The 26,248-nt window shown below is 71.6% G+C and carries 18 protein-coding genes and 1 pseudogene; 11 read left to right on the plus strand and 8 right to left on the minus strand.

Going from position 1 to position 26,248, the window contains the following annotated elements:
- The first annotated feature begins 18 nt into the window (after window positions 1–18).
- Window positions 19–2,634, plus strand: a complete 2,616-nt coding sequence (locus PSEJ31_RS0102650; protein WP_028914569.1) for a TonB-dependent receptor — start codon at window positions 19–21, stop codon at window positions 2,632–2,634.
- Window positions 2,635–2,768: 134 nt separating this feature from the next.
- Window positions 2,769–3,359 carry a DUF4136 domain-containing protein gene (locus PSEJ31_RS0102655; protein WP_037034283.1) on the plus strand — a complete coding sequence of 197 codons (591 nt, stop codon included), beginning with the start codon at window positions 2,769–2,771 and terminating at the stop codon, window positions 3,357–3,359.
- 55 nt (window positions 3,360–3,414) lie between these two features.
- On the opposite strand, the gene PSEJ31_RS0102660 is transcribed toward PSEJ31_RS0102655, so the two are convergent.
- Both PSEJ31_RS0102660 and ppa read right to left on the minus strand, forming a co-directional pair.
- Window positions 3,415–4,524: an HDOD domain-containing protein gene (locus PSEJ31_RS0102660; RefSeq protein WP_026010381.1), complete on the minus strand. Its 1,110-nt coding sequence runs from the start codon at window positions 4,522–4,524 to the stop codon at window positions 3,415–3,417.
- Window positions 4,525–4,723: 199 nt separating this feature from the next.
- The gene (ppa, locus tag PSEJ31_RS0102665) at window positions 4,724–5,263 is read right to left on the minus strand and encodes an inorganic diphosphatase (protein WP_019397957.1); all 540 of its coding nucleotides are present in this window, start codon (window positions 5,261–5,263) and stop codon (window positions 4,724–4,726) included.
- A gap of 311 nt (window positions 5,264–5,574) precedes the next feature.
- Between ppa and PSEJ31_RS0102670 the strand changes: the two genes are divergently transcribed.
- The gene (locus PSEJ31_RS0102670; protein ID WP_026010380.1) at window positions 5,575–7,086 is read left to right on the plus strand and encodes an acetyl-CoA hydrolase/transferase family protein; all 1,512 of its coding nucleotides are present in this window, start codon (window positions 5,575–5,577) and stop codon (window positions 7,084–7,086) included.
- Window positions 7,087–7,158: 72 nt separating this feature from the next.
- Here the strand turns inward: PSEJ31_RS0102670 and cysK are convergent, their stop codons facing one another.
- Together cysK and cobA are read right to left on the minus strand one after the other, a co-directional pair.
- On the minus strand, window positions 7,159–8,118 hold the full coding sequence (cysK, locus tag PSEJ31_RS0102675; RefSeq protein ID WP_019397955.1) for a cysteine synthase A: 960 nt from the start codon (window positions 8,116–8,118) through the stop codon (window positions 7,159–7,161).
- A gap of 31 nt (window positions 8,119–8,149) precedes the next feature.
- Window positions 8,150–8,932 (minus strand): annotated as a pseudogene (gene cobA / locus PSEJ31_RS0102680) (uroporphyrinogen-III C-methyltransferase); the annotation flags it as partial.
- Window positions 8,933–9,138: 206 nt separating this feature from the next.
- Between cobA and PSEJ31_RS0102685 the strand changes: the two are divergent.
- Window positions 9,139–10,122, plus strand: a complete 984-nt coding sequence (locus tag PSEJ31_RS0102685; RefSeq protein ID WP_019397953.1) for a LysR family transcriptional regulator — start codon at window positions 9,139–9,141, stop codon at window positions 10,120–10,122.
- A gap of 59 nt (window positions 10,123–10,181) precedes the next feature.
- Here PSEJ31_RS0102685 and PSEJ31_RS0102690 read toward each other — a convergent pair whose 3' ends face one another.
- Window positions 10,182–10,403 (minus strand): hypothetical protein, encoded by a 222-nt coding sequence (locus PSEJ31_RS0102690; RefSeq protein WP_019397952.1) that lies wholly within the window; start codon window positions 10,401–10,403, stop codon window positions 10,182–10,184.
- A gap of 162 nt (window positions 10,404–10,565) precedes the next feature.
- Here PSEJ31_RS0102690 and PSEJ31_RS0102695 point away from each other — a divergent pair, with 162 nt between their 5' ends.
- The gene (locus tag PSEJ31_RS0102695; RefSeq protein WP_028914571.1) at window positions 10,566–10,949 is read left to right on the plus strand and encodes a DUF6165 family protein; all 384 of its coding nucleotides are present in this window, start codon (window positions 10,566–10,568) and stop codon (window positions 10,947–10,949) included.
- Between the two features lie 25 nt (window positions 10,950–10,974).
- Here PSEJ31_RS0102695 and PSEJ31_RS0102700 read toward each other — a convergent pair whose 3' ends face one another.
- The 3 genes from PSEJ31_RS0102700 to PSEJ31_RS0102710 form a co-directional block, all read right to left on the minus strand.
- A complete protein-coding gene (locus PSEJ31_RS0102700; protein ID WP_028914572.1) occupies window positions 10,975–11,715 on the minus strand; it encodes a phosphoadenylyl-sulfate reductase in 741 nt (246 codons plus the stop codon).
- Between the two features lie 33 nt (window positions 11,716–11,748).
- Complete coding sequence (gene cysI / locus PSEJ31_RS0102705; protein ID WP_028914573.1) at window positions 11,749–13,470, minus strand: assimilatory sulfite reductase (NADPH) hemoprotein subunit; 1,722 nt, start codon at window positions 13,468–13,470, stop codon at window positions 11,749–11,751.
- 63 nt (window positions 13,471–13,533) lie between these two features.
- The gene (locus PSEJ31_RS0102710) at window positions 13,534–15,390 is read right to left on the minus strand and encodes an assimilatory sulfite reductase (NADPH) flavoprotein subunit (protein WP_028914574.1); all 1,857 of its coding nucleotides are present in this window, start codon (window positions 15,388–15,390) and stop codon (window positions 13,534–13,536) included.
- A gap of 230 nt (window positions 15,391–15,620) precedes the next feature.
- On the opposite strand from PSEJ31_RS0102710, the gene cysD reads away from it, so the two are divergent.
- The 6 genes from cysD (at window position 15,621) to PSEJ31_RS0102740 (ending at window position 26,200) form a co-directional block, all read left to right on the plus strand.
- Window positions 15,621–16,532, plus strand: a complete 912-nt coding sequence (gene cysD, locus PSEJ31_RS0102715) for a sulfate adenylyltransferase subunit CysD (protein ID WP_028914575.1) — start codon at window positions 15,621–15,623, stop codon at window positions 16,530–16,532.
- Window positions 16,532–18,502: a sulfate adenylyltransferase subunit CysN gene (cysN, locus tag PSEJ31_RS0102720; RefSeq protein WP_050992141.1), complete on the plus strand. Its 1,971-nt coding sequence runs from the start codon at window positions 16,532–16,534 to the stop codon at window positions 18,500–18,502. Before cysD ends, cysN begins: the two co-directional genes overlap by 1 nt.
- 100 nt (window positions 18,503–18,602) lie before the next feature.
- A complete protein-coding gene (locus PSEJ31_RS0102725; protein WP_028914576.1) occupies window positions 18,603–19,706 on the plus strand; it encodes an efflux RND transporter periplasmic adaptor subunit in 1,104 nt (367 codons plus the stop codon).
- A 4-nt stretch (window positions 19,707–19,710) separates the two neighbouring features.
- Window positions 19,711–22,845 carry an efflux RND transporter permease subunit gene (locus PSEJ31_RS0102730; RefSeq protein WP_028914577.1) on the plus strand — a complete coding sequence of 1,045 codons (3,135 nt, stop codon included), beginning with the start codon at window positions 19,711–19,713 and terminating at the stop codon, window positions 22,843–22,845.
- A gap of 90 nt (window positions 22,846–22,935) precedes the next feature.
- Window positions 22,936–25,605 carry a M1 family metallopeptidase gene (locus PSEJ31_RS0102735; RefSeq protein WP_028914578.1) on the plus strand — a complete coding sequence of 890 codons (2,670 nt, stop codon included), beginning with the start codon at window positions 22,936–22,938 and terminating at the stop codon, window positions 25,603–25,605.
- Window positions 25,606–25,654: 49 nt separating this feature from the next.
- Window positions 25,655–26,200, plus strand: a complete 546-nt coding sequence (locus PSEJ31_RS0102740) for a GNAT family N-acetyltransferase (protein WP_028914579.1) — start codon at window positions 25,655–25,657, stop codon at window positions 26,198–26,200.
- Window positions 26,201–26,248: the final 48 nt, after the last annotated feature.

Here is a 26,248-nt window from a genome sequence, read left to right on the forward strand (position 1 = left end):
ACGGACCGGAGAACACCCATGAAACACCATCCACGCGCCGCATCGCGGCTGGCGGCGCTGCCGCTGGGCATCGCCTGCGCCCTGGCCGCCAGCGGCGTCGCCGCACAGGAAGGCCCCGCCGGCGAGGCGCAGACCCTGGACCGGGTCACCGTCACCGGCTCGCGCCTCAAGCGCGCCGACATCGAGGGCGCGGTCCCGGTCACCGTGATCGACCGCGCCACGATCGACGCCAGCGGCGACATCTCGGTGGCCGAGCTGCTGCGCGACAGCTCCTTCGCCGCGTTCGGCAGCTTCCGCCCGCGCTCGGGCAGCAGCGCCCAGGCGGTGTCGGAGGTGGACATGCGCGGCATCGGCGCCGACCGCACCCTGGTGCTGGTCGACGGCCGCCGCGCGCCGTACGCGCCGAGCACCGGCACCGCGGCCGACCTCAACACCATCCCGCTGGCGGCGGTGGAACGGATCGAGATCCTGTCCGACGGCGCCTCGGCGCTGTACGGCTCCGACGCCATCGGCGGCGTGGTCAACATCATCCTGCGCAAGGACTTCGAGGGTGGCGAGGTGCGCTACGGCCGCGGCAACCCGGCGGTGCGCGGCGGCGACACCGAGGAGGCCTCGCTGCTGTTCGGCACCAGCTCCGAGCGCGGCAGCCTGCTGATGGGCGCCTCGTACAACGCGCGCGGCATCGTCTTCAGCCGCGACCAGATCGGCGGCGACGTCCGCGGCGGCTCCGGCTACGGCAACAACTACTACATCGAGGACCCGGACGCGCCGGGCGAGGAAGGCGAGTACGGCGGCGCGCTGCCGGGCTTCGCCTGCAACAGCGACGGCTTCTGGATGAACGGCGACACCTGCGCCTACGACTACAACGCCGTGGCCGCCAGCGACGCCTCGGTCCGCAACAAGGCCCTCTTCGCCCGCGGCCAGTACGACGTCAGCCCCAGCTTCAGCGTCAATGCCGCGCTGAGCTACAGCAAGGCCAGCAGCTTCGGCCGCTTCGCCCCGACCCCGGGCGTGCTGTACGTGGAGGAGGGCAGCCCCAACGACCCGGTCAAGGGCGACGGCCTGGGCGCGTTCATCTACCACCGCTACGCCGCGGCCGGCAACCGCGACAACTTCATCGACAACGACACCGTCGACGTGCAGCTGGGCGCCAGCTGGATGGCCAGCGAGCGCCTGACCCTGGACTTCGGCCTGCGCACCAGCCGCGCCAGCTCCTCCGACATCGGCCGCGGCTACATCGTCACCCCGCTGGCGGAGAAGGCCGCCGCCAACGGCAGCTACAACGTCGCCGATCCGTTCGCCGACCCGGACGTGGTCAAGGGCTTCACCGTCACCACCAACCGCCAGGGCAAGTTCAACGTCGACGAGATGTTCGCCAGCGCGGCGCTGGACCTGTTCCAGATGGCAGGCGGCACCTCGGCGGTGGCGTTGGGCGTGGAGCACCGCCGGGAGGACTACGCCGACGTCTACGACGCGCTGTCGGAGTCCGGCGCGGTGGCCGGCTCGGCCGGCAACACCGCCGGCGGCCGGCGCAAGGTCAGCGCGGCCTACGCCGAGTGGTACCTGCCGGTGGCGCAGGACTTCGACTTCACCCTGGCCGCGCGCTACGACCGCTACGACGACTACGGCAGCGACGTCTCGCCGAAGCTGTCGCTGCGCTGGCAGCCGCTGGACAACCTGACCCTGCGCGCCTCGGTGGGCGAGGGCTTCCGCGCCCCGGCGCTGCCCTACGTGCACAGCCAGCGCGCGTTCAGCGCCGAGCCGATCTCCGACTACCGCACCTGCGTGGCCACCGGCTTCTCGCCGGTGCTGTGCGGCGGCGACGCCAACGGCGACAACATCGCCGACGGCCCGGAGAACGAGGAGGAGGTCGCCTACCAGGTCGATTCCTACCAGACCGGCAACCCGGACCTGCTGTCGGAGCACTCGCGGCAGTTCAGCGTCGGCCTGGCCTGGGATCCGCTGGACTGGTTCAACCTGACCCTGGACTACTACCGGATCCAGATCGACGACCGCATCCGCCTGATCTCCTTCCGCGAGCTGGTCGGCCTGGACAACGCCGGCCAGCCGTTGCCGGAGCACACCTGGGTCAAGCGCCGCAGCAACGGTTCCATCAGCGAGATCCAGACCGCCTTCGTCAACGAGGGCAAGCTGGATACCCGCGGCCTGGACCTGAACCTGCGTGCCTCCGGCAACCTCGCCTGGGGCCGCGTGGACAGCTGGCTGCAGGTGGCGCGGGTGCTGGAGTACACCGTGGTCGACGGTGACACCCGCAAGGATCCGCTGGGCTGGGTCACGCAGCCGAAGCTGCGCGCCACCTGGCGCAACGCCTGGAGCCGCGGCGACTTCAACCTCGCCTGGAACATCAACTACATCGGCAGCCAGCAGAACCCGGCCGAGGTCCCGCCCTACGGCTTCATCACCAGCGGTCCGGGCGTGCGCGTGGGCAGCTACACCACCCACGACCTCAACCTGACCTGGAACGCGCCGTGGAACGGCAGCCTGAGCCTGGGCGTGAACAACGCCGGCGACCGTTACCCGGAGCTGGTCGGCTACGACAACCAGCCCTGGAACTTCCACCTCTACGACGCCTACGGGCGCACCGTGTACTTCCGCGTCTCGCAGAAGTTCTGAGGCCTGCAGGGGGAGGGACGGGGAGGCCGCAAGGCCTCCCCGTCTTTTTTCGGCGCGCGCTGGCGCCGCGTTCACGGGCCGGCGCGGATCATCCGGCGCCAGGTCCTCCCTCCCGGGGGACGCAGGAGCACGCCATGGTCCGCTTCCTCCGTATCCCCCGCGCCGCCGCCGTGCTGGCGGCCGCGGCCATGCTGCTGCTGGCGGCCTGTGCCAGCGGCCCGCGGATCAGCAGCGAGGCCGATCCTTCGGCCGACTTCGGCCGCTACCGCAGCTTCGCCTTCTATTCGCCGCTGGCGATCGAGTCGCGCGGCTATTCCACCCCCACCAGCAACCGCATCCGCCAGGCCGCACGCGCGCAGCTGGAGGCGCGCGGCTACGTCTACGACGAGCGCGACCCGGACCTGTGGGTGAACCTCAACGCCTACCTGCAGGAACGCACCGACGTCAGCACCATCCCCGAGGTGGACTACGACTACTACTACAGCTACCGCGCCCGCAGCTACGTGGCGGTGCCGTACTGGCGCGAGCGCACCAGCGTGCGCCGCTACACCGAAGGCACGCTCAACGTGGACCTGGTGGACGCGCGCCAGAACCGGCTGGTGTGGACCGGGGTGGCGGTAGGCCAGGCCAGCAGCCGCAGCACGCCGGCCGAGCGCGACGCGCGGATCGACTCGGCCGTGGCCCAGATCTTCGCCCGCTACCCGTACCGGGCCGCGCCGCGCTGACGCGGCGGCGCGGGCGGATGTGCCCGCGCCGGTTGCATGCCGCGGCCGCCGCGCCTCAGGCGCCGACCGCGGCCGAGTCCAGCAGCAGGTCCGCCTGTGCGCGCCACTCCTCCAGGCGCGGCAGCACGTTGCAGCGCTGCAGGTACTCCAGGTCCGGCTCCTCGCCGGAGGCCAGGGCCATGGCCACGTGGGTGGCGCCGGTGACCCAGAAGCTGCGGCTGGACGAGCGCGACGGCGTGCGGTGGAACGCCACCGCCTCGATGATCGGCATCGGCAGGCCCCACAGGCCCAGCAGGTAGGCGCCGGCCTCGGTATGGCCGGGGCGCGCGTCGCCGGCGGCGGCCGGCTCGCGCTCGTCGCGCACGCCGGGCAGCAGCAGGCCGATGTCGGCCAGCAGGGCGGCGGTGGCGCCCAGCTCGGCGCTGGATTCGGGGAGCATGCGCTTGGCCAGGCGCGAGGCCACCAGCGCGCGCTGCTGCAGCGCCGCGCGGTCCACCCCGGCCGGGGCCGGCAGGGCGAACACCTCGCTGGCCAGGACCAGGTCGCGCAGGGTGGCGATGCCCAGCCGGGTCACCGCGGCGCGCAGGTCGGTCACGGTGCGCCCGGAGGAGAAGAACGCCGAGTTGCACAGCTGCAGCACCTTGGCCGCGATCGCCGGGTCGGCCGCGACCAGGGCGGCGATGTCGGCGGCGCTGGTGTCCTCGTCGTTCTCCAGCGCGTGCATCAGGCGCAGGTACAGCTGCGGCGGCGAGGGCAGCTGCTCGACCCGGCCGATGCCGTCGCGCAGCTGCGGGTTGTCGACCAGCTCGCGCAGCTCCTCCAGGCTGCCGATGGATTCCAGCAGCAACTCGGGGGCCACGGGGGCGGGCAGGAAGCGGTGGGCCAGGCCGATGATGCGCGCCGGCGGGGTGGCCGAGTTCTCGATCACCGCCATGCGCGAGGTGGAGGGCCTCAGGGTACGGACCTGGCCGAGCAGGGTGGCCGGCGGCATGTCCGGCAGCGCCGGCGGCACCAGGACCACGTCGACCTCGACCGCGGCCACGTGGGCCATGGCCGAGCCGCCATCCGGGCAACGGTGGACATCCCAGTCCTCTCCCATGTCACCGACCAGTTCCACGAGGTCGGCAGGAAACACGACGTCGTCACCGACGAACAGGATGCGCACTCATTCCTCCACGAAGATCGTCCAGCCAGGGCGTGCCGGGGCCCGCCCCTGCACGGTAGCGGATAACCGCGCAGGAATCTTCAGGATTGCCGGCACCCCGGGCACGGCACTGCCGGGAAGTGTGCCGCATTTGGCGGTCCGGCGGCGCCGGCGGACCGCCGGCGCGCGATGGGTGCGGCCGTGCCGCACCCGGTGGCGATCAGGCCTCGCCCTTGGCCTTGGCGCGTTCCATCGACTCGACCAGGATGCGGCGGGCCTCCTCGGCGTCGCCCCAACCCTCGACCTTGACCCACTTGCCCTTCTCCAGGTCCTTGTAGTGCTCGAAGAAGTGGCCGATGCGCTCCAGCCAGTGGCTGGAGACCTGGTTGATGTTCTCCACGTGGGCGTAGCCGGCGAACACCTTGGCCACCGGCACGGCCAGGATCTTCTCGTCGCCGCCGGCCTCGTCGCTCATCTTCAGCACGCCCACCGGGCGGCAGCGCACCACCGAGCCCGGGACCAGCGGCAGCGGCAGCACCACCAGCACGTCGGCCGGGTCGCCGTCGCCGCACAGGGTGTTGGGCACGTAGCCGTAGTTGCACGGGTAGCGCATCGGGGTGGAGAGGATGCGGTCGACGAAGATCGCGCCGCTTTCCTTGTCCACCTCGTACTTGACCGGCTCGGAGTCCTTCGGGATCTCGATGACGACGTTGATTTCCTCGGGCGGGTTGCGTCCGGAATTGACCTGGTCGAGGCCCATCAGTGACTCCATTCCATCGGTTGGGTGAATCCGGCCATTTTACGCGCTGCGGTATTGCATTGCACAACGCACGATGGCAGGGCCCTCCGGGGCGGGCGCGGCCCGGAGGCGGGGCGCCGCGGCGGGCTCCCGCGCGGCCAGGCACGGCCCGGGGCGTGCCGCGCATCACGCAAATCCCCGGTGCGCACAGCCGGGGCCGCGGTGCAATTAGCCGAAAAGCGCATGGGCGCGCCGCGGCCGCGGCGGCAGGCCGGGGGCCCGGGACCGGTAGAATCGGGCGATTCTCCCCGCGACGTTGGACCCCCTGCATCATGAACGAGCGTATTGCCCACGCCGGCCTGGCTTCCAGGCTCATGTCGGCGGAGCAGGCCGCTGCCCTGATCCAGCCCGGCATGGCCGTGGGCATGAGTGGCTTCACCGGCGCCGGCTATCCCAAGGCCGTGCCCCAGGCGCTGGCCGCGCGCATCGAGGCGGCGCACGAGCGCGGCGAATCCTTCGCCATCCGCATCCTCACCGGCGCGTCGACAGCGCCGGAACTGGACGGCGTGCTGGCGCGCGCCGGCGGCATCGAGTTCCGCCTGCCGTACCAGTCCGATCCGGAACTGCGTGGCCGCATCAACGGCGGCCAGATCGAGTACATGGACGTGCACCTGGGCCACGTCGCCCAGCATGCGCTGTTCGGTTTCCTCGGCCGCATCGACCTGGCCATCGTCGAGGTCACCGCGATCCTGCCCGACGGCCGCCTGGTGCCCTCGACCTCGGTGGGCAACAACAAGACCTGGCTGGACCTGGCCGACAAGGTGATCATCGAGGTCAACCACCGCCAGCCGCGCGGCATGGAGGGGATGCACGACATCTACTACGGCACCGCCAAGCCGCCGCAGCGCAAGCCGATCCCGCTGACCCACCCGGGCGACCGCATCGGCGAGCCCTACCTCAAGGTCGACCTGGACAAGGTCGTGGCGGTGGTGGAGAGCGACGCGCCGGACCGCATCGGCCGCTTCGCCCCGATCGACGACGTCTCCCGCGCCATCGCCGGCCACCTGGTGGAGTTCTTCCGCCACGAGATCCGCGCCGGGCGCCTGGGCGAGCACCTGCTGCCACTGCAGTCGGGCGTGGGCAACATCGCCAACGCGGTGCTGGCCGGCCTGCACGACGGCGGATTCCGTGGCCTGACCGCGTTCACCGAGGTGATCCAGGACGGCATGCTCGACCTGATCGGCAACGGCACGATCGACATGGCCTCGGCCACCTCGTTCTCGCTCAGCCCCGAGGGCGTGGAGGAGTTCGCGCGCAACATCGACCTGTACCGCGAGAAGATCGTGCTGCGCCCGCAGGAGATCTCCAACCACGCCGAGCTGGTGCGCCGCCTGGGCGTGATCGGCATGAACGGCATGGTCGAGGCCGACCTCTACGGCAACGTGAACTCCACCCACGTCTGCGGCACCAGCATCATCAACGGCATCGGCGGCTCCGGCGACTTCGCCCGCAACGGCTTCATGTCCTGCTTCCTGAGCCCGAGCACGGCCAAGAACGGCGCGATCTCGGCCTTCGTGCCGATGGTCAGCCACGTCGACCACACCGAGCACGACGTGGCGGTGCTGGTCAGCGAGCAGGGCCTGGCCGACCTGCGCGGGCTGTCGCCCAAGCAGCGCGCGCGGGCGATCATCGACAACTGCGCGCACCCGGACTACCGGCCGATGCTGCAGGACTACTACGACCGCGCCCTGCGCGACAGCAAGGGCCGGCATACCCCGCACCTGCTGGCCGAGGCACTGTCCTGGCACCAGCGCTACCTGGAGACGGGGACGATGAAGGCCTGACGGCCTTCGCGGTGGCAGACGAAGAAGGGCGGCCAGTGGCCGCCCTTCTTCGTCCCTGCCGGTGCGGCCGGATCAGCCCAGCGACTCCAGCCACTCGTCGTCCGAGCCTTCGTTGACGCCCTCGAACAGCGGGGTGGAGAAGTAGCGTTCGCCGGTATCCGGCAGCATGGCCAGCAGCACCGAGCCGGCCGGGGCCTCGGCCGCCACCTTCAGCGCGGCGGCCACGGTGGCGCCGGCGGAGATGCCGACGAAGATGCCTTCCTCGGCGGCCAGGCGGCGCGCGGTGGCGATGGCCTCGTCGTCGGTCACGCCGAGGATGCGGTCGGCCACGTCGCGGTTGAGCACCGAGGGGACGAAGTCCGGGGTCCAGCCCTGCACCTTGTGCGGCTTCCACTCGCCGCCGGCCAGCAGCGAGGCGTTGGCCGGCTCGGCGGCGGTGATCTTCACCTCCGGGCGGGCCACGCGCAGCACCTCGCCCACGCCGGTCAGGGTGCCGCCGGTGCCCCAGCCGCTGACGAAGTGGTCGAGGCGGCGGCCGGCGAAGTCGCGCAGGATCTCGGCGGCGGTGGTCTGGCGGTGGTAGGCCGGGTTGGCCGGGTTCTCGAACTGGCGCGCCAGGAACCAGCCGTGCTTCTTCGCCAGCTCCTCGGCCTTGCGCACCATGCCGCTGCCGCGCTCGGCCGCCGGGGTCAGGATCACCTTGCCGCCGTAGGCGCGGATCAGCTTGCGGCGCTCGACCGAGAAGGTCTCCACCATCGTGGCCACGAACTTGTAGCCGCGCGCCGCGGCCACCGCCGCCAGCGCCACGCCGGTGTTGCCGGAGGTCGCCTCGACGATGGTGTCGCCCGGCTTGAGCAGTCCCTTGGCCTCGGCGTCGAGCACGATGGCCAGGGCCAGGCGGTCCTTGACCGAGCCGGCCGGGTTGAAGGCCTCGACCTTGGCGTACAGCTCGATGCCCTCCGGGGCGATGCGGTTGAGGCGGACGACCGGAGTGCGGCCGATGGTGTCGAGGATGCTGTCGTAGATGGCCATGTGAAGTTCCGTTGTCGTGACGGGATGGAAATCAGGCGGCGCGCGCCAGCGCCGCGGGCGCGCCCAGCGGCGGGGCGCCGAACCAGTGCAGGCGGGCGGCCAGCGCGGCCACCTCGCCGAGGATCAGCAGGGCCGGTGAAGACACCGCATGCGCGCGCGCGGTCTGCGCCAGGTCGGCCAGGGTGCCGGCGACCACCCGTTGCTCCGGGCGCGAACCGTTTTCCACCAGGGCGAACGGCGTGGCCGGGTCGCGCCCGGCGGCGAGCAGGCGCTGCTGCAACTGCTCCAGCGCGGCCACGCCCATGTACACGGCCAGGGTCTGGCGCTCCTGGGCCAGCGCCTCCCAGTCCAGGGTGTCGGCCGAGTCGCGGCAGTGCGCGGTGACCAGGCGCAGGGACTGGGCGTGGTCGCGGTGGGTCAGGGGAATGCCGGCATAGGCCGCGCAGGCGACCGCCGCGGTGATGCCCGGCACCACCTGGTAGGGGATGCCGTGCGCACGCAGGAATTCCAGCTCCTCGCCGCCGCGCCCGAACACGAAGGGGTCGCCGCCCTTGAGCCGGACCACGCGGCGGCCGGCGCGGGCGTGGTGCAGCATCAGGGCGTGGATCTCCTCCTGCGGCATGCTGTGGTTGCCGGCGGACTTGCCGACCTCCACCCGCAGCGCCTGCGGATTGGCCAGGGCCAGCACCCCGGCGCCGACCAGGCGGTCGTGCAGCAGCACCTCGGCGGCTTCCAGCGCGCGCAGGGCGTGCAGGGTCAGCAGTCCCGGATCGCCGGGCCCGGCACCGACCAGGGCGACGCTGCCCGGGGCCAGTTCCAGGGGGGAGCCGGAAGACGGTGCGGCGGTGGGCGACAGGCTCACGGCTGTACGGTCGCAGGAAGGGAAGCCGACCGTACGCCCGCCTCATGACCGGCGGAAATAACTTGCCGGGCAAAGCTCATGCGTTCGGGTTATAAGGCTCGGGCGCGGATTGCCCTACAGTCCGCAACACCCCGCCATGCCATCGCCGGTACCGCGCCATGACGCTCACCCAGCTGCGCTATCTGGTCGCCATTGCCGACGCCGGGCTGAACATCACCCTGGCCGCGGCGCGCGTGCATGCCACCCAGCCGGGCCTGTCCAAACAGCTCAAGCAGCTGGAGGACGAGCTGGGCTTCCTGCTGTTCGTGCGCAAGGGCCGCAGCCTGGAATCGATCACCCCGGCCGGCGCCGAGGTGCTGGAGCGGGCGCGGGTGATCCTGGCCGAGACCGCCAACATCCGCGCCTACGCCGCCAACCAGCGCCGCGACAACCAGGGCCAGCTGACCATCATCACCACGCACACCCAGTCGCGCTTCGTGCTGCCGCCGGCGATCGCGCGGATCAAGCGCGACTTCCCGCAGGTGAGCGTGCACCTGCAGCAGTCGGCCGAAGGCGTGGCCCTGGACCTGCTGTCGCAGGGCGATGCCGACATGGCCGTGGTCAGCACCGCCGGCAGCGAGCCGCAGGGCGGGGTGGCGGTGCCGCTGTACCGCTGGCGCCGGCTGGCGCTGGTGCCGCGCGGGCATCCGCTGGACCGCGCCGGGCGCGCGCCCGACATCCACGAGCTGTCGAAGTACCCGCTGATCAGCTATGAATCCTCGGTGCGCCCGGAATCCTCGCTGCAGCGCGCCTTCCACTCGGTGGGCCTGGAGCCGAACCTCGCGCTGACCGCGCTGGACGCGGACCTGATCAAGACCTACGTGCGCGCCGGGCTGGGCGTGGGCCTGCTGGCGGAAATGGCGGTGAGCACCGGCGATACCGACCTGCGCGGCTGGCCGGCGCCGCCGGAGGTCAGCGAGTGCATCGCCTGGGCGGTGCTGCCGCGCGAGCGGGTGTTGCGCGACTACGCGCTGGAGCTGGTGCACGTACTGGCGCCGCAGATCGACAAGCGCGACCTGCGCCGGGTGCTGGACGGCAACCAGGAGCCCGACTGGCCGCCGCCGCCGACCTGGGAATCCCTGACCCAGACGATCACCAGCTGAGCCGCGCCCTCAGGGCAATGGCGTCTGGTGATGCAGGGCCGGCAGCCACAGGCCGGCGATCAGGACCTCCCGTCGTCGCGGTTCCCGCTGGTTCCCGCTTCGTCCCCGGGTCTGGTGCGCTTGCCCGAAGTGGCCAGCGACAGGGCGATGCCGATGGCGATGCCCGGCCCGATGCCCAGCGCCACGTTGTCCATCGCCACGCCGATCGCCGCGCCGATGGCGATGCCCAGGGCGATGCCGGTCGTGAAGGAAATGCCTTTCCCGCCGTGCTCGCGTGCCATGTCGCCTCCGCGGGTATCCAGGTCGCCGGCAGTCTGCGCCGGCGCCGGTGGATGCCGTGTCGTGCCCGGGCGGCAGTGTCCGCAGGTTTTTCCGGGGCGCCTGCCACGCGGCCCGCTGCGGCCCTCCGGTAAACTGGCCACCCCACCGCCAGCAGAAGCCGCATGAACACCATCATGGTCCCCGTTTCGGTCGGGGAGCTCGTCGACAAGATCACGATCCTGGAGATCAAGGCCGAGCGCATCGCCGACCCGGACAAGCGCGCCAACGTGGTGCGCGAGCTGGAGGGCCTGCGGCCGCTGTGGCAGCCGCTGGAAGGCAGCTCGGCCGAGCTGGCCGCGCTCAAGGCCAGGCTGCGCGACGTCAACGAGCGCATGTGGGACGTGCAGGACGCGCTGCGCGCCAAGGAAGCGGCCCAGGACTTTGGCGCCGAATTCATCGAACTGGCGCGCGCGGTGGCCGCGCGCAATGGCGAGCGCGTCGGCTACAAGAATGAGATCAACCGCCTGGCCGGTTCGCAGTTCGTCGAGGAAAAGCAGTACCGCTGAGGTTTTCCGGCCCGCTCGCCAACCCTCAGATGTCCTCGTGGATCCCGCACTCGCGCTTGAGGCCGAAGAAGCGGGTGTCCTCGTCCTTCATGCCCGGCTCCCAGCGGCGGGTGGTGTGGAAGTCGCCGATGGAAACGTAGCCCTCGTGCCACAGCGGGTGGTAGGGCAGGTCGTGCTTCTTCAGGTACTGCCACACGTCGCGGTCGCTCCAGTCGGCGATCGGGCTGACCTTCAGGCGGTTGCCGCGCCACTGCAGGATCGGCGTGTTGGCGCGGCTGGCCGACTGGCTGCGGCGCAGGCCGGTGAACCAGGTGCCGGCCTGTAGCTCGTCCAGGGCGCGGCGCATGGGCTCGACCTTGCGCAGCTGGTTGTAGTTGTCCAGGCCTTCCACGCCCTGCTCCCACAGGCGGCCGTGGCGCGCTTCCATCCAGGCGCGGCTGATCAGCGGACGGTACACCTTGAGGTTGAGCTTCAGCCGTTCGGCCAGCTCGTCGGCGAAGCGGTAGGTCTCCGGGAACAGGTAGCCGGTGTCGACCAGGATCACCGGGATGTCCGGCTTCTGCGCGGTGAGCATGTGCAGGGCGACCGCGGCCTGGGCGCCGAAGCTGGAGGACAGCACGTGGTTGGCCGGGCCCTGTTCGAGCGCCCAGGCCACGCGGGCCTCGGCGTCCATCGCTTCCAGCCTGGGGTTCAGCGTGTCGAGGTCCAGCACCGGGCTGGCATCGGCGCTGTTGGCGGCTTGGTCGGGAACGGCATTGGTGCTCATGGGGGTGGCGCTCCGGTGCGGATGCGGCATGGCTCAGGCGGGGACGGGCACGGCCGCTTCGGCGGGCCCGACCTGGACGTGGGTGGGATAGGACGGCAGGGCGACCAGCCCGGCGCGGTGCAGGAAGTCGCCGAAGCGCTCCTCCGGCTGGCGCTCGGCGGCATAGCGCGCCAGCAGCGGTTCCAGCGCCTCGAGGATCTGCGCCTCGGTGATGTTCTCGCGGTAGAGGGTGTTGAGCCGCTGGCCGCGGTGGTCGGCGCCGAGCATCAGGTTGTAGCGGCCCGGGGCCTTGCCGACCAGGGCGATCTCGCCCAGGTAGGGGCGCGAGCAGCCGTTGGGGCAGCCGGAGATGCGCAGCAGGATCGGCGCGTCGGCCAGGCCGTGCTTCTCCAGCACCGGCTGCAGCCTGGCGGCGAAGTCGGGCAGGTAGCGTTCGGCCTCGGCCATGGCCAGGGCGCAAGTGGGCAGGGCGACGCAGGCCATGGCCGTGCGCTGCAGTGCGATCGGGGCGCGGTTCTCCAGGTCCAGGCCGTGGTCGCGCACCAGGGCGTCGATCCGCTTGCGCTCGCTGGCCGGCACGTTGGCGATGATCAGGTTCTGGTTGGCGGTCAGGCGGAACTGGCCGCGGTGCACGTTGGCGATCTCGCGCAGGCCGGTCAGGTGCGGCGCGCCGGGGCGGTCGGCGATGCGCCCCGACGGGACCGACAGGGTCAGGTGCCAACGCCCGTCCTCGCCCTCGATCCAGCCGAAGCGGTCGCCGTTGTGCTCGAAGCGGAACCGCCGCGCCGGCTGCAGGCGGAACCCGGCAAGTTCCTGCATGCGCGCGACGATCGCGTCCAGGCCGTGGTCGTCGATGGTGTACTTGAAGCGCGCGTGCTTGCGCTCCACGCGGTCGCCCAGGTCGCGCTGCACCACCAGCGCGGCGCGGGCGATGTCGATCGCCTGCTCCGGGGCGACGAAGCCGATCACGTTGCCCAGGCGCGGATAGGTCTTCGGATCGCCGTGGCTGGCGCCCATGCCGCCACCGATGGTGACGTTGAAGCCGGCCAGGCCGCCGGCGCCGTCGTCGATGGCGATCAGGCCGAAGTCGTTGGCGAACACGTCCACGTCGTTCACCGGCGGCACCGCCACGGCCATCTTGAACTTGCGCGGCAGGAAGGACTTGCCGTACAGGGGCTCTTCCTCCTGCCCGCTGTCGGCCAGCTTCTCCTGGTCCAGCCAGATCTCGTAGTAGGCGCGGGTCTTCGGCAGGAACTCCAGCGACAGCTTCTGCGCCCACTCGTGCACCTGCGCGTGCAGGCCGGACAGCAGCGGGTTGCTGCAGCCGAGCACGTTGCGGTTGACGTCGCCGCAGGCGGAGATGGTGTCCAGCGCGGCGGCGTTGATGGCCTGCATGGTCGCCTTCAGCTCGCGCTTGACCACGCCGTGGAACTGGAAGGTCTGGCGGGTGGTGATGCGCAGCGAGTGGTTGGCGAAGCGGGTGGCGATGGCGTCGAGCTTGAGCCACTGCTCCGGGGTGAAGACCCCGCCCGGGGCGCGGATCCGGATCATGAACTGGTGCGCCGGTTCCAGCTTCTGGCGGCGGCGCTCGTCGCGGATGTCGCGGTCGTCCTGCTGGTAGGTGCCGTGGAACTTGACCAGGCGCTGGTCCTCGAACGACAGCGAGCCGCTGACCGGGTCGGCCAGTCCCTCCAGCAGCGTGCCCCGCAGGCCGCGGCTGTTGATCTTGATGTCTTCGACGGAGGGGTGGCTCATGGAAAGTGATTGGTGATTGGTGATTCGGGATTGGGGGACGTGTTTCCGTTGAACCGGATCGGGTCAGTAGACGTCGCGGGCGTAGCGCCCTTCGGCTTGCAGCGTGGTGAGGTATTCGGCCGCCGCTTCGCGGTCGCCGCCGTTGTGCGCGGCAACCACGTCCAGCAGCGCCGCATGCACGTCCTTGCCCATGGCGATCGCGCCGCAAACGTACAGGTGCGCGCCGTCCTGCAGCCAGGCGTACAGCTCGGCGCCGCGCTCGCGGAGCCGGTCCTGCACGTAGACCTTGGCGGGCTGGTCGCGGGAGAAGGCCAGGTCGAGGCGATGCAGTTCCTTGCGCTGCAGGGCTTCCTGCCACTCGGCCTGGTAAAGGAAACCGGTGTTGAAGTGCTGGGCGCCGAAGAACAGCCAGTTGCGGCCGCTGGCGCCGGTCTCGGCGCGCTCCTGGACGAAGCCGCGGAACGGGGCCACGCCGGTGCCCGGGCCGATCATGATGATGTCGCGGCTGGCATCGGCCGGGACCCGGAAGCGCTCGTTCGGCTCCACGTACACCGGTACCTGCGCGCCTTCCTCCAGCGCAGCCAGGAAGGCGCTGGCGGCGCCGAGGTGGTCGTGGCCGTGGGCGTGGTAGCGCAGCGCGTCCACGGTCAGGTGCGCTTCCTCGCCGACGCGCTTGCGGCTGGAGGCGATGGAGTACAGGCGTTGGGCCTGTGGCCGCAGCGCGGCCACCAGGGCCTGGTGGTCCCAATCCGCCGGCCAGCGACGCAGCACGTCCACCAGCTGGTGGTCCGCGAGCAGCGCCGCCAGGCCGGCAGGCTGGGTCGGGTCGAGTAGCTGTCGCAGCGACGCGGAGCCGGAGCGCTCGGCATGCGCGGCCAGGAACGGTCGCGACAGCCGGGTCAGCTCGCGCCGGGTGGCCAGCCACTCGTGCAGGGGCAGAGTCTCCCCTTCGATGGTGACGGCAGCGTTACCGTCCAGGCGGGCGGCCTCCAGCACGGAGGCCACCAGGGGTTCGGGATTGCGGTGGCGGATGCCCAGCGCATCGCCGGGTTCGTAGGCCAGGCCGGAGCCTTCCAGCGACAGCTCGATGTGGCGGACGTCCTTCTCCACCGGCCCGTACTTGCGGAAACCGACCGCGCGGAACTCGCGCCCGGTGATGCGCTGGTTGGCCAGCACCTCGGCCGGGAACGGGCGCTCGTGCGACCAGCCGGCCGCGGCCGGCCGCAGCGGGGTGACCGTAGCCAGGTGCGCGCCGGACGCAGGCGCGGCGGCCCGCAGCAGTTCGCCGGCCTTGGCCAGGGCCGCTTCACGCCAGGGCGCGGCGACGCTGTCGATGTCCAGGTCGGCCTGGCCCAGGTCGTGGATGCGCTGCGCGCCCAGTTCGGCCAGGCGCGCGTCCAGCTTGCGCGCGATGCCGCAGAAATCGGCGTAGCTGGTATCGCCCAGGCCCAGCACCGCGTACTTCAGCTCCGGCAGCTTCGGCGCGCGCTTGCCGGAAAGGAACTCGGTGAAACCAATCGCGTCGTCCGGCGGATCGCCCTCGCCCTGGGTGCTGATGACGATGTACAGCAGGCGCTCGCTGGCCAGCTCGCGGGTGGGGTAGGCGTCGGCGCGCACCAGGCGCACCGCCAGGCCGGCCGCTTCCGCGGCGGTGGCCAGCTTCTCCGCCTCGCGCCGGGCATTGCCGGTCTGGCTGCCGTAGAGCACGGTCAGGCGCTGGCCGGACTGCGGGGCCGCGGCCGCGCCGCCGCCGGGCAGCACCGCCAGTTGCGGCGCGCCGTGGCCCTGGGCCAGGCCGGCGGTGTAGCCGGACAGCCACCACAGCGCGGGCGCATCCAGGCCTTCCACCAGCCGCGCCAGCAGGACCTTGCGGTCCTCGTCGAGCGGACCGGGCGGAAAGGCGGGGGACGCAGCGGTCATTGGCAGGGGCCTTGTGGACGCAGTCGCAACTCGACGGGAGTCCGATGGTAGGAAGCCCGGTCCCGCTATTGAAACGGCTTGTGGTTATTGGCTTATGCTCGCCGCTTATTTCATCTGCGCGGGCCCGCGTGCGGATACTGCGGCTCCATCGCACGCCCCCCGTTCCATGCGGGCCGGTACTGCGAAGCGCCCCGGCAACGCCTGCCGCGGCCCCATTCCCCAGGTCGCAGATGAGCCTTTCCCACCGCCTGTCCCACCTCGACCGCCTGGAGGCGGAGAGCATCCACATCCTGCGCGAGGTGGCGGCCGAGTTCCGCAACCCGGTGCTGCTGTACTCGGTGGGCAAGGACAGTTCGGTGCTGCTGCACCTGCTGCTGAAGGCGTTCGCCCCGGCGATCCCGCCGATCCCGCTGCTGCACGTGGACACGCGCTGGAAGTTCCGCGAGATGATCGCCTTCCGCGACCGCCGCGCGGCCGAGACCGGCGTGGAACTGCGGGTGCACGTCAATCCCGAGGGCATCGCCCAGGACATCGGCCCGGTCAGCCACGGCGCCAGCGTGCACACCGAAGTGATGAAGACCCAGGGCCTGAAGCAGGCGCTGGAGAAGTGGAAGTTCGACGCTGCCATCGGCGGAGCGCGCCGCGACGAGGAGAAGTCGCGGGCCAAGGAACGGGTGTTCTCGTTCCGCAACGAGCACCACCGCTGGGACCCCAAGCGCCAGCGCCCGGAGCTGTGGAACCTGTACAACGCGCGCGTGCGCAGCGGCGAGAGCGTGCGCGTGTTCCCGCTGTCCAACTGGACCGAGCTGGACGTGTGGCTCTACATCTACCGCGAGAAGATCCCGGTGGTGCCGCTGTACTTCGCCGCCGAGCGCCCGGTGGTCGAGCGCGACGGCGCGCTGATCATGGTCGACGACGAGCGCCTGCCGCTGCGGCCGGGCGAGGTGCCGCGGATGCGCAAGGTCCGCTTCCGCACCCTCGGCTGCTACCCGCTGACCGGTGCGATCGAATCGGAAGCCGACAGCCTGGAGGCGATCATCGCCGAGATGCTGGTGGCCACCACCTCCGAGCGCCAGGGCCGGGTGATCGACCACGACCCGTCCTCGTCGATGGAGAAGAAGAAGCTCGAGGGGTATTTTTGATGGGCAGCAGTGATTCGTCATTCGTGATTGGTGATTCGAAGGCGCAGGCCACCGCCGTTGCTTCTTCCAATCACGAATCACCAATCACCAATGACGGCGCGGATAGCGCGGTTTCACTCTATCTGCGCCAGCACGAAAGCAAGCCGCTGCTGCGCTTCATCACCTGCGGCAGCGTCGACGACGGCAAGAGCACCCTGATCGGGCGGCTGCTGTACGAGAGCAAGCGCCTGTTCGACGACCAGCTGGCGGCACTGGAGGCCGACAGCCGGCGCCACGGCACCCAGGGCGGGCGCATCGACTACGCCCTGCTGCTGGATGGCCTGGCCGCCGAGCGCGAGCAGGGCATCACCATCGACGTGGCCTACCGCTATTTCGATACCGACAAGCGCAAGTTCATCGTCGCCGACTGCCCCGGCCACGAGCAGTACACCCGCAACATGGCCACCGGCGCCTCCACCGCCGACCTGGCCGTGGTCCTGGTGGACGCGCGCAAGGGCCTGCTGGCGCAGACCCGCCGCCACAGCTACATCGTCTCGCTGCTGGGCATCCGCCACGTGGTGCTGGCGGTGAACAAGATGGACCTGGTCGGCTACGACCAGGCCGTGTTCGAGGCGATCGCCTCCGGCTATCGCGAACTTGCCGCGCAGCTGCGCATTCCCGACGTGCAGGTGATCCCGCTGTCGGCGCTGGAAGGCGACAACCTGCTGCGGCGCTCGCCCAACACCCCGTGGTACGACGGCCCGGCGCTGCTGGAGCACCTGGAGTCGGTGGAGGTCGAAGACGGCCAGGCCCGCACCGGCCTGCGCCTGCCGGTGCAGTGGGTGAACCGGCCCAACCAGGACTTCCGCGGTTTCGCCGGCACGATTGCTGCCGGCGTGGCGCGCCCGGGCGACCCGGTGGTGGTGCTGCCTTCGGCGCGGCGCTCGACCATTGCCCAGGTGCTGGGCCCGGACGGCCCGCTGCCGCGCGCCGAGGCCGGCCAGGCGGTGACCCTGACCCTGGCCGACGAGATCGACGTCAGCCGTGGCGACCTGATCGCCGCCGCCGGCGACCCGCCCGCGGTGGCCGACCAGTTCGCCGCCCACCTGCTGTGGATGAGCGACGCCCCGCTGCTGCCGGGCCGGCCGTACTGGCTGAAGATCGGCACCCGCACCGTGGCCGCCAGCATCAGCGAGATCAAGCACCGGGTGGACGTGAACACCCAGGAGCACCTGGCGGCCAAGCGCCTGCAGCTCAACGAGGTCGGCTACTGCAACCTGAGCCTGGAGGAGCCGGTCGCCTTCGCGCCTTACGCGGAGAACCGCACCCTGGGCGGCTTCATCCTGATCGACCGCCAGAACAACGACACCGTCGCCGCCGGCACCCTGGACTTCGCCCTGCGCCGCGCCGACAACGTGCACTGGCAGCACCTGGACGTGGACAAGGCCGCCCGCGCCCGGATCAAGGGCCAGGTGCCGAGGGTGCTGTGGTTCACCGGCCTGTCCGGCGCCGGCAAGTCCACCGTGGCCAACCTGGTGGACAAGCGCCTGCATGCGCTGGGCTACCACACCTTCGTCCTGGACGGCGACAACGTCCGCCACGGCCTCAACCGCGACCTCGGCTTCACCGACGAGGACCGGGTGGAGAACATCCGCCGCGTGGCCGAGGTGGCCAGGCTGATGGCCGACGCCGGCCTGATCGTGCTGGTCAGCTTCATCTCCCCGTTCCGCGCCGAGCGGCGGATGGCGCGCGAGCGCTTCGCCCCGGGGGAGTTCATCGAGGTGTTCGTGGACGTGCCGCTGGAAGTGGCCGAGGCGCGCGACGTCAAGGGCCTGTACCGCAAGGCCCGGGCCGGGCTGATCCCGAACTTCACCGGGATCGACTCGCCCTACGAGCCGCCGGAGGCACCCGAGGTGCACCTGCACGCCGACCGCGAGGACCCGCAGGCGCTGGTCGCGCGGGTGCTGGCGGCACTGGACCTGCAGCCATAGCGGAAGTTCCCGGGGGCGGGGGCCAACCAAAGCCACATAGAGCCGTTCACGCCCGCTGGCTACACTCCGCGGTTTGCGCATGAATCCAGCGAGGCGATCGATGGCGGCACGAATCCCGGCGTTGCTCCTGTGCGGGCTGCTGGCACTGGCCGGCTGCGACCGCCAGGCGCCGGCCGCCCGCGGCGGCGGGGCCGCGATCCCGGTGACCACCGCCGTGGTCCAGCCGCGGCCGTGGAGCGATACCGTCCAGGGCCTGGGCACGGTGCGTGCCCGCGAGTCGGTGACCCTGAGCGCCAAGGTCAGCGAGATCGTCGAGCAGGTGCACTTCGACAGCGGGCAGAAGGTGGCCGCCGGCCAGCCCCTGGTGACCCTGCGGGTGGACGCCCAGCGCGCCGCCCTGGTCGAGGCCGAGGCCGCCGCCGCCGAGGCCGAGCAGCAGTTCCGCCGCCTGGAGAGCCTGGCCGCGCAGCAGCTGGTCTCGCGCGCCACCCTCGATACCCAGCGCGCCACCCGCGACGCGGCCCTGGCACGGGTGCGGCAGATGCAGTCGGACATCGGCGACCGCCAGATCCGGGCGCCGTTCGCCGGCGTGCTGGGCATCCGCCAGGTCAGCCCCGGCGCGTTGCTGACCCCCAACGCGGTGATCGCCACCCTGGACGACATCTCCCGGGTCTACGTCGACTTCCAGGTCCCGGAGGCGGCGCTGTCGCGGGTGGCGCAGGGCGCCGTGGTCAGCGCCCGCGGCGCGGCCTGGCCCGGCCGCAGCTTCGAGGGCCGGGTGCAGACCGTGGACGCGCGGATCGACCCGCAGACCCGCGCGGTGACCGTGCGCGCCGAGTTCGACAACCCCGAAGGCCTGTTGCGCCCGGGCATGCTGCTGGACGTGAGCCTGTTCCAGCCGCCGCGCGAGGCGCTGGTGGTGCCGGAGCTGGCGGTGGTGCAGGTGGGCCGCGACTCGTTCGTGTACCGGGTCGACGGCGAGGGCGTGGTGGAGCAGGTGCCGGTGCGCACCGGCCTGCGCCGCGAGGGGCTGGCCGAGATCGCCGAGGGCCTGGCCGCCGGCGACCGCATCGTGGTCGAGGGCACCGGCAAGCTGCGCCCGGGGGTGAAGGTGGTCGATGCCGCCGCGCCGGCCGCGGCCGAAGGCGGGGCCGCGGCCCCCGCCGGCCATGCCGCCGACGCCGGCGCGGGCGGCCAGGGCTGAGCCGATGAAGCTGTCCGACCTGTCGATCCGCCGCCCCGTCTTCGCGATGGTGGTGAGCCTGCTGCTGGTGGTGCTGGGCGGCATGTCGTTCATGCGCCTGACCCTGCGCGAGCTGCCCAACATCGACCCGCCGATCGTCTCGGTCGAGGTGCGCTATCCCGGCGCCTCGGCGGCGGTGGTCGAGACCCGCGTGACCCAGATCCTCGAGGACGGCCTGGCCGGCATCGAGGGCATCCGCACCATCCAGTCGCAGAGCCGCAACGGCCGCGCCGGCGTCACCATCGAGTTCAACCTCAGCCGCGACATCGAGGCGGCGGCCAACGACGTGCGCGACCGCGTCAGCCGGGTCATGGACCGCCTGCCGGACGAGGCCGACCCGCCGGAGATCGCCAAGGTCGAGGCCGACGCCGACGTCATCATCTGGCTCAACATGCGCTCCACCGTGATGGACACGATGGAGCTGACCGACTACGCCGACCGCTACGTGGTCGACCGGCTCTCGGCGCTGGACGGCGTGGCCCGGGTGCAGCTGGGCGGCGCCCAGCGCTACGCCATGCGCATCTGGCTGGACCGCGATGCCATGGCCGCGCGCGGGATCACCGCCGGCGACGTCGAATCGGCGCTGCGCACGGAGAACGTGGAGCTGCCGGCCGGGCGCATCGAGTCGGCCACCCGCGACTTCACCCTGCGGGTGGAGCGCGGCTACCGGGCGCCGGAGCAGTTCGCGAACCTGCCGTTGCGCAAGGGCGCCGACGGCTACGTGGTGCGCCTGGGCGACGTGGCCCGGGTCGAACTGGGCCCGGAGGAGCGGCGCTCCTACCTGCGCAGCAACGGCGTGCCCAACGTCGGCCTGGGCATCGTCCGCACTTCCACTGCCAACGCCCTGGACGTGGCCCGCGCCGCGCGCGCCGAAGCGGAGGAGATCCAGAAGACGCTGCCGGAAGGCACGGACATCTTCGTGGCCTACGACAGCACCATCTTCATCGAAGCCTCGGTGGAGCGGGTGTACTGGACCCTGGCCGAGGCCATGGTCCTGGTGTTCGGGGTGATCTGGCTGTTCCTGGGCAGCCTGCGCGCGGCGCTGATCCCGGCGGTCACCGTGCCGGTGTGCCTGGTGACCGCATTCATTGCCCTGTATGCCTTCGGCTTCTCGATCAACCTGCTGACCCTGCTGGCGCTGGTGCTGTGCATCGGCCTGGTGGTGGACGACGCCATCGTGGTGCTGGAGAACGTGCAGCGCCGCGCCGACCTCGGCGAGCCGCCGCTGGTGGCCGCGCGCCGCGGCACCGCGCAGGTGGCGTTCGCGGTGATCGCCACCACCGCGGTGCTGGTGGCGGTGTTCCTGCCGGTGGGCTTCATGGAGGGCAATACCGGGCGCCTGTTCCGCGAGCTGTCGGTGGCGCTGGCGGCGGCGGTGGCGATCTCGGCCTTCGTCGCCCTGACCCTGACCCCGATGATGTGCTCCAAGCTGGTGCGCCCGCATGCGGCGCCGCGCGGGCTCAACGCCTGGACCCAGCGCGTGCTGGCCCGGGTCAGCGACGGCTACGGCCGCCAGGTCACGCGCCTGGTCGGGCTGCCGGGCCGGCGCCTGCTGGCGCTGCTGCTGCTGGCCATGGCCCTGTGCCTGGCGGCGGTGGCGGCGCTGGGCCTGCGCGTGCCCAGCGAGCTGGCACCGGCCGAGGACCGCGGCCGCTTCTTCGTGATGGTCGACGGCCCCGAGGGTGCCGGCTTCGACTACACCGTCTCCCAGATCCAGCAGGTGGAGGAGATCATCCTGCGCCGGGTGGGCGGGGACCAGCCGGTGCAGCGCGCCAACTCGCGCGTGCCGCGCGGCTTCGGTGGCAGCGAGGAAATGCACACCGGTCAAGTGGTGGTGTTCCTGCAGGACTGGCGCCAGCGCAAGGCCAGCACCGACGAGGTGGTGGCGGAGCTGCGCCGCGAGCTGGGCACGCTGCCGGGGGTGCAGGTGCGCGCCAACGTGCCCGGTGGCCTGGTCAACACCCGCGGCCAGCGCTACCAGCTGGTGCTGGGCGGCCCCGACTACGCCGAGCTGGCGCAGTGGCGCGACCGCATCCTGCAGCGCATGGAGTCCAACCCCGGGATCCAGGACCCGGACTCGGACTACAAGGAAACCCGGCCGCAGATGCGGGTGGAGATCGACCGCAACCGCGCCGCCGACCTGGGCGTGTCGGTGCAGGAAATCGGCCGCACCCTGGAGACCATGATGGGCTCGCGCCAGGTGACCACCTTCGTGGACAACGGCGAGGAGTACGACGTCATGCTCCAGGCCGACCGCGACAAGCGCATGGACCCGGCCGACCTGGAGCGCACCTGGGTGCGCGCCGCCAGCGGCGAGCTGGTGCCGCTGTCCAACCTGGTCACCCTGCGCGAGGTGGCCGAGGCGGGCAGCCTCAACCGCTTCAACCGCCTGCGCGCGATCACCATCAGCGCCGGCCTGGCGCCGGGCTACAGCATGGGCGAGGCGCTGGAATGGACCCGCCAGGTCGCCGCCGAGGAACTGCCCGACTACGCCCAGATCGACTGGAAGGGCGAGTCGCGCGAGTACCAGGAGGCCGGCGGCGCGGTGCTGCTGACCTTCGCCATGGCCCTGCTGGTGGTGTACCTGGTGCTGGCGGCGCAGTTCGAGAGCTTCCTGCACCCGCTGGTGATCATGCTGACCGTGCCGCTGGCGGTGCTGGGCGCGCTCATCGGCCTGTGGGCCACCGGCGGCACGCTCAACCTGTTCAGCCAGATCGGCATCGTCATGCTGATCGGCCTGGCGGCCAAGAACGGCATCCTGATCGTGGAGTTCGCCAACCAGCTGCGCGACGAGGGCCGCTCCGTGGCCGCCGCGATCGCCGAGTCGGCGCGGGTGCGCCTGCGCCCGATCCTGATGACCTCGGTCGCCACCGTGGTCGGCGCGGTGCCGCTGGTGGTGGCCGGCGGCCCGGGTTCGGCCAGCCGCGCCACGATCGGCATCGTGATCATCTTCGGCGTGTCGTTCTCGACCCTGCTGTCGCTGTACGTGGTGCCCGCGTTCTACGCCCTGCTGGCGCCGTTCACCCGTTCGCCGGAGGCGCTGGCGCAGGAGCTGGAGCGGCTGGAAGCACGCACGCCGCCGGTGGGCGGTCACGGCTGAAACCCGGGAAAGGGGCCTTGCGGCACTTTTCCCGGATTGCCCGGACTGGTACACCTGCAACCTTTCACACGTCGCAGGTTGGATGTCCTGATGCGCAAGTTCCTCCGTCCCTTGTTGCTCTCCCCGTTGGCCCTGGCCTGCCTTGGCGCCCACGCCGCCGACGAGGTCCCGCTCACCCGCCTGCCCGACTGGGCGGTGCCGGCCCGTTACGCGATCGACCTGAAGGTCGACCCGCGCCAGCCGCGGTTCGAGGGCACGGCGCGGATCGAACTGGAGCTGCGCCAGGCCTCGGACCACGTGTGGCTGCATGGCAAGGAACTGCAGGTGGCATCGGCCACGGTGGTCACCGCCGACGGCCGCCGCATCCCGGCGCGCTGGAGCCAGGCCGACGAGCGCGCCGGGGTCGCCCGGGTGGACTTCGGCAGCGAGCTGCCGGCGCAGAAGCTGGCGCTGGAGTTCCGCTACACCGCGCCGTTCAACCAGCAGCTGGAAGGCCTATACAAGGTCGGCTACCAGGGCGATGACTACGCCATCACCCAGATGGAGCCGATCAGCGCGCGCCTGGCGTTCCCGGCGTTCGACGAGCCGGCGTACAAGACCCCGTTCGAGCTGAGCCTGACCGTGCCCGAACAGGACGTGGCCCGCGCCAACACCGCCGAGGTCGCCACCGAACCGGCCGGCAAGGGCTGGAAGACCGTGCGCTTCGCCCCGACCCTGCCGCTGCCCACCTACCTGGTGGCCTTCGGCGTGGGCCCGTGGGACGTGGTCGAGGGCCCGCAAATCGCACCCAACCGCTGGCGCAAGGAGCCGGTGCCGCTGGCCGGCGTCGCCGCCAGGGGCCAGGGCGGGCGCATGCAGAAGGCGCTGGAGCAGTCGCCGGCGATGATCGAGTGGCTGGAGGAGTACTTCGACTACGGCTACCCGTTCGGCAAGCTCGACCTGGTCGCGGCCCCGGACTTCTCCGCCGGCGCGATGGAGAACCCGGGCTTCGTCACCTTCCGCGACTGGCTGCTGCTGCTGGACGACAACTCGCCCACGCGCAACGTCAAGGGCTCGTTCAACGTCACCGCGCACGAGCTGGCCCACCAGTGGACCGGCGACATCGTGACCATGGAGTGGTGGGACGACCTGTGGCTCAACGAGGCCTACGCCACCTGGCTGCAGCAGAAGATCACCATGGCCCTGCGCCCGGAATACGAGGCGCAGCTGGACCGGGTCTCCAGCGCGCAGCGCACGATGACCGCCGACAGCCTGGTCAGTGCCCGCCGTATCCGCCAGCCGATCACCGGCAACGGCGACATCGAGACCGCGTTCGACGGCATCACCTACCAGAAGGGCGCGGCGGTGCTGGCCATGTTCGAGGCCTTCGTCGGCGAGGACGTGTTCCGCCAGGCGATGCGCCAGTACATGCGCAAGCACGCCTTCGGCAACGCCACTGCGTTCGACCTGATCGACGAGATCGCCGCCGCCTCCGGCAAGGGCGAGGCGCTGAAGGCCTCGTTCCGCAGCTTCATCGAGCAGCCGGGCGTGCCGTACCTGTCCGGCGAGCTGGTCGGCAAGGGCAGGGAATGGCGCTTCCGCGTGCAGCAGCAGCGCTACCTGCCGCTGGGTTCGGCCGGCGACGCCGCCCAGCAGTGGGGCGTGCCGGTGTGCGTGCGCTACGGGGTCAAGGGCGGTGACCGCACTGCTTGCGGGCTGGTCAGCGGACGCAGCGGCGAGATCGCGCTGCCCGGCGCCAGCGCGGACAGCTGGGTGATGCCCAACGCCGGCGCCACCGGCTACTACCGCTTCAGCCTGCCGCCGCAGCAGCTGGCGCGCCTGGCCGCGCAGGTGCCCAAGCTGGCCGATACCGAGCAGCTGGCCTACGCCGATGCGCTGGGCGCGGCCTTCGCCCGCGGCGACGCCGACGCGCACGACGTGCTGGAGGGCATGCGCCGCCTGGCCGGGGCCGCCTCGCCGGAGGTGGCCACCGCGCTGCTCCCGCGCTTCAACTGGATCTGGAGCAACCTGGCCAGCACCGACGCGCAGCGCCAGGTGCTGCGCCAGGCGGCCAGCGATGCGTTCCTGCCGCGCCTGCGCGCGCTGGGCTACGCGCGCAAGCCGGGTGAGTCGGCGCGCGACACCGAGCTGCGTCCGGCCCTGGTGCAGCTGCTGGGCGGGCAGCTGGAGATCCCCGAGGTGACCGCGGCCCTGCTGGAGCAGGCGGACAAGGTGCTGGGTGGCGGCAGCGGCGCCCTCGACTTCGCCGCCGCCGAGCCCGACCTGCTGGGCGAGGTGCTGGGCGCGGCGGTGCGCACCCGTGGCGAGCCGGTGGTGAGCCGGCTGATCGCCGAGCTGGCGGACAACGGCGATCCGGTGCAGCGCAACGCCATGCTGCATGCCCTGGCCGCCACCCGCGACCCGGCCCAGGTGGCGCGGGTGCGCGACCTGGCGCTGGATCCGGTGGTCAAGGTCGGCGAGATGTACTGGCTGGTCGGCGTCGGCGTGGACGATCCGCAGCTGCGCGAGGGCCTGTGGCCGTGGTTCACCGCCAACTTCGACCGCATCCTCGCGCGCACCGGCGTGTTCGCCGCCACCTACATGCCGGGCATGGCCGTGGCCGGGCAGTGCTCGGTCGAGGCGGCCGAGCGCCTGGAGGCGTTCTTCGGCCCGCGCCTGGCGGAACTGCCGGGTGCCGAGCGCGGCATGGCCCAGGCGGCCGAATCGCAGCGCCTGTGCGCCGCGCTCAAGGCCGCCCAGGACCCGGCGCGGATCCGCTGATGGCGGCCGCCGCGCGGCCGCATCGCCCCGCCCCGCAGGGGGCGCGGCGATGAGCGCGGCGCCTAGGCTGCGGGTGCAGGGGGACGGCTTCCTCCTGCGCCCGTGGTGCGCCGACGACCTGGAGGCGCTGCTGGAACACGCCGACGACGCCGCGGTGGTGCGCGGCCTCGGCGAGCGCTTCCCGCATCCGTACACGCGCGCCGACGGCGAGGCCTTCCTGGCCGGGCGCGTGGTCGACCTGGCCACGGCCTGGGCGATCGAACTGGAAGGCCGCGCCTGCGGCGGCCTCGGCCTGCTGCTGCAGGGCGGCGAACGCGCGCACGCGGCGCGGCTGGGCTACTGGCTCGGGCGCCGCCACTGGGGCCGCGGGCACATGACCCGGATCGTCGGCGCATTCCTGCAGGCGGCGGTGCCCGCGTACGGCCTGCAGCGGGTGGAGGCCTTCGTGCTGGAGGGCAACCCGGCCTCGGCGCGGGTGCTGGAGAAGAACGGCTTCCGCCACGAGGGCACCTGCCGCGCCGGGATCCGCAAGGGCGGCCGCTTCCACGACCTGCACTGGTATGCGCGGCTGTGGGGCGGGGCCGCGGGGCGCTGAGCCCGGGCCCTTCCAGCCCGCCCCCGGTGCATGCACCATGGGCCGATT

The organism is Pseudoxanthomonas sp. J31 (genome assembly GCF_000510725.1).
Taxonomy (GTDB): Bacteria; Pseudomonadota; Gammaproteobacteria; order Xanthomonadales; family Xanthomonadaceae; genus Pseudoxanthomonas.